This is a genomic window from uncultured Shimia sp. (assembly GCF_947498095.1).
Taxonomy (GTDB): Bacteria; Pseudomonadota; Alphaproteobacteria; order Rhodobacterales; family Rhodobacteraceae; genus Shimia.
On sequence record NZ_CANMJE010000006.1, the window covers coordinates 12,226 to 24,448 of the forward strand.

Here is a 12,223-nt window from a genome sequence, read left to right on the forward strand (position 1 = left end):
CTCCATAAGACCAGCCCCCATGCAGTAGGGGCCTGCCTTACAACTTCCCCTTTACGCGGTTGCCTTTTCGACAATCGCGCTCAGATTTCCTGCAATCGCTTTGATGTCTCCCATCGCATCGACTGTTTGCAGGGCGCCCTTGCCATCGTAATAGGCAATAAGCGGTGCCGTCTGCGCGTGGTAAGCCTCAAGTCGGCTGGCCACGGTTTCGGCATTGTCGTCGGCGCGGCGTTTCATCTCCGTGCCTCCGCATTTGTCGCAGACGCCATCCTTGGCGGGCTGCTTAAACTCGTCGTGATATCCTTCGCCGCAAGCGCCACAGGTGTAGCGGCCCGAAATCCGGGTCACCATGGCTGCGTCTTCAACCTCAAGGCTGATCGCGGCGTTGATCTTTTGACCGCTTTCAGCCAGCAGAACGTCCAAGGCTTCTGCTTGAACGGTCGTGCGTGGAAAGCCGTCAAGGATCACGCCCTTGGCGCAATCGTCGTCCTGAAGACGATCACGCAGGATGTTGATCACGATCTCATCGCTGACCAGATCACCGGCTTCCATCACGGCCTTGGCGGCCAGGCCAGCCTCGGTACCCGCGGCCACGGCGGCCCGCAAAAGGTCACCTGTCGAGAGCTGCACAAGGCCAAATTTTTCTTCCAATACGCGCGCCTGGGTTCCTTTCCCGGCCCCGGGAGGGCCGAGAAGGATCAGAACCGGCGCTGCGGTTCCAACATTGTCGAGCATGGGAATTAACCTTTGTTCATACGGTTTTCGATGAGGTCATCAACCACGGCGGGTTCTGCCAAAGTCGAGGTATCACCCAGCGAGCCATAATCGTTTTCAGCAATCTTGCGCAGGATGCGACGCATGATCTTGCCCGAACGGGTTTTTGGCAGGCCGGGGGCCCATTGGATCAGGTCGGGGCTGGCAATCGGGCCAATCTCGGTACGGACCCATTTGCGCAGTTCCTGACGCAGCTCTTCGGTTGGCTCTTGGTCATTCATCAGGGTGACGTAGCAATAGATGCCCTGACCCTTGATGTCGTGCGGGTAGCCGACCACGGCGGCTTCGGCCACGGCAGCATGTGCCACCAGTGCGCTTTCAACTTCGGCGGTGCCCATACGGTGACCCGAGACGTTGATCACGTCATCGACACGACCGGTGATCCAATAGTCGCCACCTTCGTCGCGACGGCAGCCGTCACCGGCAAAGTAATAGCCTTTGTAGTCCGAGAAATAGGTCTTCTCAAAACGCTCGTGGTCACCCCAAACGGTGCGCATTTGCGACGGCCAGCTGTCGGCCATACACAGAACACCCTCGACGCCATTGCCTTCGATGATCTCGGCCGAATGCGGATCCAGAACAACCGGATGCACTCCAAAGAACGGTTTCATCGCTGAGCCAGGCTTGGTTGCGTGGGCGCCGGGCAGGGGGGTCATCATGTGGGCGCCGGTTTCGGTCTGCCACCATGTGTCAACGATCGGGCAGTTGCCGCCGCCGATGACGTTGTAATACCAGTTCCAGGCTTCAGGGTTGATCGGCTCACCCACGGTGCCCAGCACGCGCAAGCTCGACAGATCACACTTCTCAACATACTCGTTGCCCTGACCCATCAGCGCGCGCAGTGCGGTTGGGGCGGTGTAGAATTGGTTTACTTTATGCTTTTCGCAAACCTGCCAGAAGCGCGACGCATCCGGGTAGGTCGGTACACCTTCGAACATCAGCGTGGTCGCGCCGTTGGCCAGCGGGCCATAGACAATATAGCTGTGGCCAGTCACCCAGCCCACGTCAGCGGTACACCAGTAGATGTCACCATCGTGGTAGTCGAAGACATATTCATGGGTCATAGCCGCCTGAACGAGGTAGCCGCCGGTTGTGTGTACAACGCCTTTAGGCTGACCGGTCGAACCAGAAGTGTAGAGAATGAACAGCGGATCTTCGGCGCTCATCTCAACGGGCTTGCAGTAGTCGTCGGCTTCAAACGCCATCTCGTTGTAGTCGTAGTCACGACCATCGATCCAAGTGGTTTGATCGCCGGTGCGCTTTACGACAAGGCACTTCACTGTGTCTTTACAGTGCAGCAGCGCAGCATCGACGTTCGACTTCAGCGGCGTCTTGCGGCCACCGCGCGGTGCAGTGTCGGCGGTGATGACAACTTTGGCGTCACAGCCATTGACGCGAGCCGACAGGGCGTCCGAGGAGAAGCCTGCAAAAACGATAGAGTGGATCGCGCCGATACGGGCACAGGCCAGCATCGCATAGGCCGCTTCGGGGATCATCGGGAGGTAGATAATGACGCGGTCGCCTTTGCGCACGCCCAGATCTTCAAGGATGTTGGCCATGCGGCAGACGCGGCGGTGCAGGTCCGAATAGGAAATGCTCTGGGCCTGCTCTTTGGGATCATCAGGTTCAAAGATGATCGCGGTCTGGTTGCCGCGGGTCTCAAGGTGACGGTCGATGCAGTTGGCAGACACGTTCAGCGTGCCGTCTTCGAACCACTTGATGTCGATCTTGCCAGGCTCGAACGATGTGTTTTTCACCTTGGTAAAGGGCTTGATCCAGTCGACACGCTTGCCATGCTCGCCCCAGAACGCTTCGGGATCATTGATCGACGCTGCGTACATCTCATTATACTTCGCTTCGTCCGCATGGGCGCGGGCGACCATCTCAGCAGACGGTGGGTAGGTGGGGTTTACAGTGGCATCAGAAGACATTGAGGCTCCTCCCTCTAGAAATTTAGGGCCCATACGGGGCCGAACAGATGCAAAAAACGGGTTATCCAGCTTTGCAAGGATCATAGTCGAGACTGAAAATTTTGAAATAACATGCCGAAAGGAAAGGAAGTTTTTGTAAAAAGTTTTCCAGTTTTAGGGTGATTTTTGTAAACTCACGGGTTTGTGAGTGAAAATTCCCAAGAAAAGCAATCGATTATGAGTCAAACCCGAAGCCCAAGGTTTGCAACGCATTGTCAATGGTCCGGACTGTTAGCGCAGATACCCAGAACTACGGAGGTGTGACAAAGTGTTTCGGTATACAAATGTATGCACCAGAGGCTGTACGGAATCGTATTCACAGAATTGCAGATTACCGTCCGCATTCCGATGGCGTCGTGATCCTGCTTAGCAGGAAATCCATGAACACCCGGACTTTGGCGGATAGGACATTCGACTTTGGGTAGACCAGCCAGAGCGCAGAGCGATCGGCAATGTCATACTGGGGCAGCACACGTACCAGCGTTCCCGTTGCCAACTCTTGATGCACGCTCCATAAAGAATTCGCAGATATCCCGGCACCCGCGACCGTGACCAGTTTCTGCGTGAGCCCGTCATCCACGATGAGCGTTCCCTTGGATCTCCGAGGATCGAATGCGCCGGTCTGCCCCTCTGGTCCTTGCAGCGTCTTTGGGGATTGATCGCGAAAGGCCACAAGCCGGTGCTGCATCAGGTCTTCGGGCGTCGCAGGCGTGCCGTTGGCCTCAAGATAGGCGGGGGCGGCGCACAGAACGCGAGGATCTTCTGCCAGCTTGCGCCCTTTGAGACTGGTGTCCTCCATCGGCAAATTGCGAACTGCGAGGTCAAAGCTGCCTTCGATCAGGTCGAATTGCCGGTCTGAAAGACGCAGGTCCAGCGTGATGCCCGGATACTGGCACTGAAAGTCTGCGAGGATCGGCGCGATGTAGAGTTGGGCAAACGTGCTGGGCGCGGTGAAACGCAGGGTGCCTGTCACATCCGGCTGCCCCAGACCCAAGGCCGCGCGTCCTGCATCTTCCTGTGCCAGAATTTCTCGCGCAAAAGGTAGAAAGTCAGCCCCCTCCTGAGACAACGAGACTTTGCGCGTCGACCGGTGCAAAAGGTCTGCCCCAAGAGTGTGTTCCAGCTTGGCCAATCGTGCGCTCGACACGGCAGGGGCCAGTCCCAACTCACGCCCAGCGGCGCTGATGTTCAGCTTTTCGGCGGCCAAAACAAACAAACGCAGGGCATCTGTATCCATGATTATATCCAAAATTCGAATTATAATTACGAGAATACGGTATTTATATAGAAGTTGAAGTGGCTATGTCAGGGTGAAGCGAGTTAGACGGACCGCGAGTAGCGGATCCCTGAAGGTATCAGACAAAGGATTAACGCCATGACAAAAACCATTCTCATCACAGGCTCAACTGATGGGATCGGGCTGTTGACGGCCCAGCGGCTTGCGGGCGAGGGTCACAAGGTCTTGCTGCATGGGCGCAACCCTGAGCGATTAAAGGCGGCTTTGGACGGTCTCGATGGGCATGCGCAGGGGTATTTGGCCGATATGTCCGACCTGCAGGCGGTCGTGGGGCTGGCGCAGCAGGTTAAGGCAGATCATCCCGTGCTGGATGTCCTCATCAACAATGCCGGTGTCTACAAAACCCCGCACACACGAACAGAGACCGGGTTCGATACGCGCTTTGTCGTCAACAGTTTTGCGCCAGCTTTGCTGACCAACCTATTGATGCCGATCATCCCGTCAACCGGGCGCGTCGTGAACCTCTCAACTGCCGCGCAAGCGCCGGTGGATATTGCCGCCATGTCCGGTCAGGGGCAACTGGACGACTTCGCGGCCTATGCGCAATCAAAACTGGCGTTGACAATCTGGTCGCAAGAATGCGCCAAATCCCTGCCAGAGGGACCCGTGATCGTTTCGGTCAATCCAGGATCTTTGCTGGCCTCAAAGATGGTGAAAGAGGGCTTTGGTGTTGCAGGCAATGACTTGGGCATCGGGGCAGACATTCTGCGCCGCGCAGCACTGGATGACAGTTTTGCAAATATGTCCGGGCGCTATTTTGATAATGATTCCGGGGCCTTTGCAGCACCGCATCCGGCCGCCGAGGACCCAGAGCACTGCAAGGCTGTGATGACAGCTCTTGCTGAATTGGCCGTAACGCCCGACTGACCCCGGGGGATCAGACCAAAAGGGGGCAGACGCCCCCGATCCGGCGTGATACCGATATGACCAGAGCCTGTGACAATCAGCAGTTCGGAGTGTGTCATGCAGATTGATTTGAATTCTGACCTCGGCGAAAGTTTTGGCCCCTGGAACATGGGGGATGATCCGGCCATGCTGGATGTGGTCAACAGCGCCAATATCGCCTGTGGCGGCCATGCCAGTGATCCGGAAACCATGTTCACCACGCTAAAGCTCGCGGCCGAACGCGGGGTCTGTGTTGGCGCGCATCCAGGGTTCAATGACCGCGAAGGCTTTGGCCGTCGGGTCATCCCGATGAACCCGGATGAGATTGGCCGTATGGTCGCGGCACAGATAGGCGCGCTGACATCGGTTGCCCGTATGGTGCCTGTCAAAGTGCGCTATGTGAAACCGCATGGCGCGCTGGGTAACCTGTCTGCGCGTGATCCGGACGTTGCCCGCGCCATCGCCGAGACCGTGCGCCAGATTGATCCGACACTCGCCATCCTCGCGATTTCCGGCACGTGTACTGAACAGGCTGCGCGCGCCGCGGATGTGCCTGTTTTCTCAGAGATATTTGCCGATCGCGGATATCTGAGCACCGGCCAGCTTGTGCCGCGTGACCAGCCCGGCGCCATGATTCATGACGCTGCTGTGGCAGCAGACCGCTTGGTTGCCTTTCTGAAAAGTGGTGAGATGCCGGTGATTGACGGCGATCCGATCCCCCTCAAGGCGCAGTCGATCTGCGTGCATGGGGACAGCCCCGGTGCCGTGGCCATGGCGCGCGAGGTCCGAGCCCGCCTGCAGGCCGAAGGCGTAGCGCTGAAGCCATTCCTGTCGCCGACCTGATGACTGCTGCAGTTTTTAAACCCGTCGCGGATCACGCGGTCTTGGTGCAATTGGGCGACCAGATCAGCGATGATCTGACTGCGCGTGTGCAGGCGCTTGATCGTGCTATCAATGCGCAAATGCCCCAAGGCGTGCAGGAAACGATACCTGCCTTTGTCAATCTGCTGGTCGAATTTGATCCTTTGGTCACGGACCATGCCCGTATTGAAGCGGCGATCCGGCCCTTACTCAAAAACACGAGCAAGGCTGAGAGTACTGGACGTACCCATGAGGTCGAGGTCTGCTATGACGGAGATGATCTTGCACCAGACCTGATGCGCGTCGCCGAGGCCACCGGGCAGTCGGTGGAGGCAGCGATTAACATGCACCTTGCCGCTGAGTTCAGCGTCGGCATGTATGGGTTCGCTCCAGGTTATGCCTATCTTTCTGGCTTGCCCGAGAAACTGCAGGTGCCGCGCAAGCCCGCCGCCGTTCGCGACATCGCTGCCGGCAGTGTTCTGATTGCAGGACCGCAATGTCTGGTCACCACGCTCAAGATGCCCACGGGCTGGTCGATCATAGGGCGCTCTGCGACCCGTATCTTGCGCGATGATCCTGCACGGCCGTTCCCGTTCGATGTCGGAGACCGTGTGAAGTTTGTCCGTATTGACCGTTCCACGCTTGAGCGCGCACAGACCGGGGGTGAAAGATGAGCGAGGCAACCCTCAAGGTTCAGTTTGCTGGGCCATTGGTGACGGTTCAGGATGCCGGACGCCAAGGGCAGATGCGCTTTGGTGTTCCTGGGTCTGGGCCGATGGATCGTTTGTCCTTTGCCGCTGCCAACATTGCACTGGGCAATCCGGCAGACGCACCCTGCATTGAGATTTCAATGGGTGGTTTGATGCTGGAATGTATCTCGGGCAGCCTTTCGCTTGCTGTGGCTGGAGGCGATTTTTCGGTCGATCGGTCCGGCGAAAAGGATCAGGGCTGGCTGATCTTTGCGCTTGAATCAGGTGACAAACTCAGCATTCGTCCGGGGATGTCAGGCAGTTGGACCTATCTGGCGTTTTCCGGGAACCTGTCATCAAAACAATGGCTTGGACACGCTGCAACTCACGCCAGTTCCGGTTTTGGGGGCGGGCAGCTCCAGTCCGGGCAGGTTCTGGAGATCACCCAGACCCAGCGACGAGATGATCGCCATGGCCCGATTGTTCGCCCGAGCTTTGTCGAGGACACCTCGACCTTCCAAGTGGTTCTGGGACCGCAGGACGCGCATTTTTCACCTAAGACCGTAAGCGAATTTGTGTCCGCGCAATTTGCGTTGTCAGACGCCTTTGACCGAATGGGCGTGCGTTTGACTGGACCGGAACTGCCGTTGCTCGGCGCGCTTTCAATTCCCTCCGAACCCGTGGCCCGTGGATCCGTTCAAGTGTCTGGAGAGGGGATCGCGACTGTACTTTTGGCCGATCACCAGACGACAGGAGGCTACCCAAAGATAGCCACGCTGCTGTCTTATGAGGCAGACCGATTGGGACAATTGAGGGCGCGGGACGAGGTGAGATTTTCTGCGATTGCCCCGGAAGAGGGGATCCGGAAAACGCGCGCTTTTGCGACAAACTGCCAGTCATATCTGGACGCAATTGCCGTGCCAAAGGGCACCCTTGAACAACGCTTGATGCGTGAAAACCTGATCAGCGGCGTGGTCACGGACAACGACCCCTAAGCCGTCATGCCCTTCTAGTGTCAGCGGGCCTGGCTTGGCGGTGGCCCCAAAGACTCGCGCATCACCACCGAGGTGTCGAGGCAGGTTGAGCGGCCTTTCGAAGTCCCAGCGACCATTTCGGTCAACTCACGGGCTGCTTTGCGGCCCATTTCGCGATGCGGCACATGAACGGTTGTCACGGACGGTGTCACGACGTTTGCCAGTTCCATGTCGTCAAACCCGGTGATCGAGACCTCATCCGGAACCGCAATACCCAGTTTATGGGCTTCGCGTATCGCCCCTACGGCAAGAACGTCATTGCCACAAATGATCGCGGTAGGTCTTGGTGTGGATGCCATCAGATCGCGAAAGGCCAAAGCCCCTTGTTCAATGTCATATGAGGTTTCAATCACCGTCGTCTGTTCGGGGTCCAATCCGTTTTCTCTGAGAGCATCCCTAAGCCCTTTGACTCGGTCGCGAGCGCGATCATTTCCCTTTGTTACGCCCGAGATCATCGCAATGTTGCGATGGCCCATATCAATGACCTTCTCCGTGATCCCGCGCAGCGCGCCGTGGTTGTCAAAGCCGACAGATGGCAGAAGGGCATCGGGCAGATGCGACCAGGCCACAAGCGCTGGCACCTGATGCTGGTCCAGATAGTCATAGACCTCTTTCGGGCGGTCGTGTCCGATCAGAAGCAACCCGTCTGCACCACGTGCCACTAGCGCTCGGATCTGTTCTTGCTCAATCTCAGGGCTATAGACTGAACTGGACACCAACAGCGTATATCCCCTGTCACGCAATTCATCCTGAAACGCCTGTAACCCCCGCGCAAAGATGGCGTTGTCCATCGTGGGAATAATCGCCCCGATGGTAAAGGAACGCTTGGCGGCCATGACTTGCGCCGCGAAATTCGGCGTGTATCCCAGCCTGTCGACGGCTTTCAGGACGCGGATGCGGGTTTTCTCTACCACCTTGTCAGGGGCGTTCAGACATCGCGACACGGTCGCTGTGGAGACACCGGCCTCCCGTGCGACGTCGTTCAATGTTGGGGCCGTTCGGCTGTCAGACATGGTCTGTGTTTCCAAATTTTTGAGGGTTCATATCACAAAAATGAATAATAGCCAGAAATCAATGTAAGCGCTTGCATAATCAATGTAAGCGCTTACAAGAAGGTCAAATACGTTGACTCTGGGGAATCGCAAAAGGGTTGGATTTGTTATTGACCATTCCAAAGCCTTGGCAGTCCTGGCCTAGTCTTTGACCGACATCTACACATAGGAAACTCCTGCAATGACTCGTGAATATCTGAAAAAGGCTTCGTTGACCGCCAAGTCCAACGCGTCCGAGACCCATGACATTGTCAAAGGCATTCTGGATGACATCGAAGCGGGCAGAGATGCAGCAGCACTTGAATACGCGGCCAAGTTTGACAAGTACGAAGGCAACGTTCTGCTGACACCTGAAGAAGTCGAAGCCGCTTGTGCCAAGGTGCCAGAAAAGCTCAAACAGGACATTCAGTTTGCCCATAACAACGTCAAACGCTTTGCCGAGACCCAGAAAGCCACGCTCACCAATGTTGAGATCGAGGTCGTGCCGGGCGTGATTGCAGGGCAAAAGGCAATTCCGGTGGATGCCGCGGGCTGTTACGTGCCCGGCGGGCGCTACAGCCACATCGCCAGTGCCATCATGACGGTGACCACTGCCAAGGTGGCAGGATGCAAACACATCACCGCCTGCTCGCCGCCGCGCGCCGACGAGGGCGTGGCCCCGGCGATCATCTATGCGGCACACATCTGTGGCGCCGACAAGATCATGGCGATGGGGGGCGTGCAGGGCGTTGCGGCAATGACCTTTGGGCTTTTTGGTCTGCCCAAGGCAAAAATTCTGGTCGGACCTGGCAATCAGTTCGTGGCAGAAGCCAAGCGCATCCTGTTTGGCCGTGTCGGCATCGACATGATTGCGGGGCCAACCGACAGCCTTATTCTGGCCGATAAAGACGCCGATGCTCATATCGTTGCCACTGATTTGGTCAGCCAGGCTGAGCACGGCTATAACTCGCCAGTGTGGTTGGTCACGGATGACCGGGCATTGGCGGAAAAGGTGATGGCGCAGGTGCCGGACTACATCAACGATTTACCAGATGTAAACCGCGAGAACGCCACCGCTGCCTGGCGCGATTATGCCGAGGTGATCCTTTGTGCTGACCGTGAGGAAATGGCCGCCACGTCTGATGACTATGCGCCTGAGCATCTCACCGTCATGGCCGAGGATATCGATTGGTGGCTTGATCGGCTGACCTGTTATGGCTCGCTCTTCTTGGGCGAGGAAAGCACCGTGTCTTACGGCGACAAGGCCGCGGGCACCAACCACGTGCTGCCCACGTCGGGTGCGGCGAACTACACCGGCGGCCTGAGTGTCCACAAATACATGAAGATCGTGACATGGCAGCGCGGCACCCGCGAGGGGTACAAGCCCGTGGCCGAGGCGACAGCACGGATTTCGCGTCTGGAAGGCATGGAGGGGCATGCGCGCTCAGCCGATGTCCGCCTGGCGAAGTACTTCCCAGATGAAACCTTTGATTTGACTGCAAATGGCTGATCCAAAAGCCCTTTTTGATCTTACCGGCAAAACTGCATGCGTGACCGGGGCCAGCTCTGGCCTTGGGCGGCAGGCGGCACTGGATCTGGCGGCGGCTGGGGCGCAGGTCGTGGTCGTGGCGCGGCGCCAAGACGCGCTGCAATTTTTGACAGCCGAGATCGGCGATACCGCAGCTTATGTCACGGCGGATGTCGCAGCGCGCGATCAGTTGGGCAACCTGTGTGACAGGATCGCCGCGCCCTTTGGCTCGCCCGACATCCTAGTGCATGCGGCGGGCGTAAACACACGGCAGGCGGCGGATGATGTGACCCCAGAGGGCTGGGACCAAACATTGGCACTGAACCTCTCGGCGCCGTTTTTCCTTAGCCAGGCATTTGTGCCGGCTATGAAGACCAAAGGCTGGGGGCGGATCGTCACCTATGCCTCGTTGCAAAGCAGCCGCGCCTTTCCCGGCGGCATCGCTTATGGCGCTACCAAGGGTGGGATCACCCAGCTGACCCGCGCAATGGCTGAAGCGTGGTCACCATTTGGCATCACGGCAAATGCCATCGGGCCCGGATTTTTCCCGACCGAACTGACGCAAGCTGTGTTTCAGGATGACGACCGCGCGGCGCGAAATGCCGAGCAAACCTGCATCGGGCGCAACGGGCGTTTAGACGACATGACAGGGCCATTGCTGTTTCTCTGTTCCGACGCGTCGTCATTTGTCACGGGGCAGGTGTTGATGGTTGACGGAGGGTTCACGGCAAAATGAAAGCGCTCGTTTATCAAGGAGTTGAGACGCTAGACTATGTTGATGTGTCCCCGGTCATTTCAAAAGAAGATGAACACCTGATCCGGGTGGAAGCTGTCGGCATTTGTGGCTCGGACATGCATGCCTATTTGGGCCATGATGCGCGTCGACCGGCGCCACTGATTCTGGGGCACGAAGCGTCAGGCACTGTTGAGTGCGGGCCACAGACCGGACGCCGCGTGACAATCAATCCGCTGGTCACCTGTGGCACCTGTGCTGCCTGTACGTCTGGGCGCGAAAACCTCTGTCCCACGCGTCAGATCATATCCATGCCACCACGTGAAGGCGCGTTTGCGCAGTTTGTCAGCATGCCGGACAGCAATCTGGTGACGGTGCCCGAGGATATCCCCTTTGCAAAAGCTTCGCTGGCTGAACCCCTTGCGGTTAGCTGGCACGCGGTGCGTCTGGGGCTTGAGGCGCTGCATCCGGACGGTGATCGCCGGGCCATTGTGTTGGGAGGCGGGGCCATTGGGCTTGCTGCGGCACTGGCACTCAATGCGATGGGCGTTGAGGATGTTGCCATTGTCGAACCCAATGATGTGCGCCGTGCCTTTCTGGCCGAGCGTTGTGGGCAGAAGGTGACTAAGACGCTGAATTCCACGGCCACTTTGGTTGTCGATGCGGTTGGATATGCCGCCACCCGGGCCACAGCCTCTGAAGCGGTCGAACCTGGCGGCGTCGTGGTTCACGTCGGGTTGGGCGAGGATGCCGGGGGATTGGACATCCGGCGCATGACTCTCCAAGAGATCACTTTTATTGGCACTTACACTTATACTGCGCAGGACTTCCGCGATACGGCGCAGGCGATCTTTGATGGCAGGCTCGGTCCGCTGGACTGGATTGAAGAGCGGCCGCTCTCAGACGGGGCTCAGGCGTTCCGTGATCTTCGCTATGGCAGCGTTGCCGCGCCAAAAATCGTGTTGGGCCCTTGGGCCTGATGGAAACCAAATAGAAGGAATACCAACATGTATGATAAAATTTTGGTCCCAATGGCGCTGGATCACGATCTTTCGGAATCCACGCTCGCCGTCGCCAAGGCGCTCTGCAAACCGGGCGGCGAGATCGTTGCATTGCACGTTTATGAAGCACCTGAAGGAACCGTCAAAAGCTATCTCGACGAAGAAATAGTGCAGGCGGCATTTGATCGGGCCAAAGCGTTGCTCGCGGAAAAAACCAACGGGATCGAGGGCCTGAAAGCCGAGATCATCACCGGCCATACCTATCGTACGATTATTGACTATTCAGCTGAAAATGGCGTCGGTTGCATTGTCATGGGATCCCATAAACCAGGTTTGAGCGACTATCTCTTGGGGACTACGGCGGCGCGCGTGGTGCGCCATGCCCCCTGTGCGGTTCACGTCTATCGAAGCTCCTGAAAC

At 57.6% G+C, this 12,223-nt stretch carries 12 protein-coding genes; 8 read left to right on the forward strand and 4 right to left on the reverse strand.

Translation table 11 applies throughout. The annotated features are described in order from the left end of the window. Positions 1 to 51 precede the first annotated feature (51 nt). The 3 genes from Q0932_RS11470 to Q0932_RS11480 all read right to left on the reverse strand — a co-directional run bounded on the left by Q0932_RS11470 (position 52) and on the right by Q0932_RS11480 (position 3,981). Complete coding sequence (locus tag Q0932_RS11470; protein ID WP_299352720.1) at positions 52 to 735, reverse strand: adenylate kinase; 684 nt, start codon at positions 733 to 735, stop codon at positions 52 to 54. Positions 736 to 740: 5 nt separating this feature from the next. Then, positions 741 to 2,705 (reverse strand): acetate--CoA ligase, encoded by a 1,965-nt coding sequence (acs, locus tag Q0932_RS11475; RefSeq protein ID WP_299352723.1) that lies wholly within the window; start codon positions 2,703 to 2,705, stop codon positions 741 to 743. 370 nt (positions 2,706 to 3,075) lie between these two features. Next, positions 3,076 to 3,981 carry a LysR family transcriptional regulator gene (locus tag Q0932_RS11480; protein ID WP_299352726.1) on the reverse strand — a complete coding sequence of 302 codons (906 nt, stop codon included), beginning with the start codon at positions 3,979 to 3,981 and terminating at the stop codon, positions 3,076 to 3,078. A 138-nt stretch (positions 3,982 to 4,119) separates the two neighbouring features. Between Q0932_RS11480 and Q0932_RS11485 the strand changes: the two genes are divergently transcribed. From Q0932_RS11485 to Q0932_RS11500, 4 genes are all read left to right on the forward strand, one after another. After that, a complete protein-coding gene (locus tag Q0932_RS11485) occupies positions 4,120 to 4,908 on the forward strand; it encodes an SDR family NAD(P)-dependent oxidoreductase (RefSeq protein ID WP_299352729.1) in 789 nt (262 codons plus the stop codon). Between the two features lie 96 nt (positions 4,909 to 5,004). Next, positions 5,005 to 5,769, forward strand: a complete 765-nt coding sequence (locus Q0932_RS11490; RefSeq protein WP_299352732.1) for a 5-oxoprolinase subunit PxpA — start codon at positions 5,005 to 5,007, stop codon at positions 5,767 to 5,769. Further along, positions 5,769 to 6,461: an allophanate hydrolase subunit 1 gene (locus tag Q0932_RS11495; protein WP_299352734.1), complete on the forward strand. Its 693-nt coding sequence runs from the start codon at positions 5,769 to 5,771 to the stop codon at positions 6,459 to 6,461. The genes Q0932_RS11490 and Q0932_RS11495 overlap by 1 nt, the downstream gene beginning before the upstream one ends. Further along, positions 6,458 to 7,471, forward strand: a complete 1,014-nt coding sequence (locus Q0932_RS11500; RefSeq protein WP_299352737.1) for a biotin-dependent carboxyltransferase family protein — start codon at positions 6,458 to 6,460, stop codon at positions 7,469 to 7,471. Before Q0932_RS11495 ends, Q0932_RS11500 begins: the two co-directional genes overlap by 4 nt. 20 nt (positions 7,472 to 7,491) lie before the next feature. Here the strand turns inward: Q0932_RS11500 and Q0932_RS11505 are convergent, their stop codons facing one another. Then, the gene (locus Q0932_RS11505; RefSeq protein WP_299352740.1) at positions 7,492 to 8,523 is read right to left on the reverse strand and encodes a LacI family DNA-binding transcriptional regulator; all 1,032 of its coding nucleotides are present in this window, start codon (positions 8,521 to 8,523) and stop codon (positions 7,492 to 7,494) included. Positions 8,524 to 8,743: 220 nt separating this feature from the next. On the opposite strand from Q0932_RS11505, the gene hisD reads away from it, so the two are divergent. From hisD to Q0932_RS11525, 4 genes are read left to right on the forward strand one after another with little or no spacing between them, the layout of a single operon-like run. Further along, entirely contained in the window at positions 8,744 to 10,051 is a 1,308-nt protein-coding gene (gene hisD, locus Q0932_RS11510; RefSeq protein WP_299352743.1) for a histidinol dehydrogenase, read from the forward strand. After that, positions 10,044 to 10,805: an SDR family oxidoreductase gene (locus Q0932_RS11515; protein WP_299352747.1), complete on the forward strand. Its 762-nt coding sequence runs from the start codon at positions 10,044 to 10,046 to the stop codon at positions 10,803 to 10,805. The genes hisD and Q0932_RS11515 overlap by 8 nt, the downstream gene beginning before the upstream one ends. Continuing rightward, complete coding sequence (locus Q0932_RS11520) at positions 10,802 to 11,782, forward strand: alcohol dehydrogenase catalytic domain-containing protein (RefSeq protein ID WP_299352750.1); 981 nt, start codon at positions 10,802 to 10,804, stop codon at positions 11,780 to 11,782. Before Q0932_RS11515 ends, Q0932_RS11520 begins: the two co-directional genes overlap by 4 nt. Before the next feature lie 27 nt (positions 11,783 to 11,809). After that, entirely contained in the window at positions 11,810 to 12,220 is a 411-nt protein-coding gene (locus Q0932_RS11525) for a universal stress protein (RefSeq protein WP_299352753.1), read from the forward strand. Positions 12,221 to 12,223: the final 3 nt, after the last annotated feature.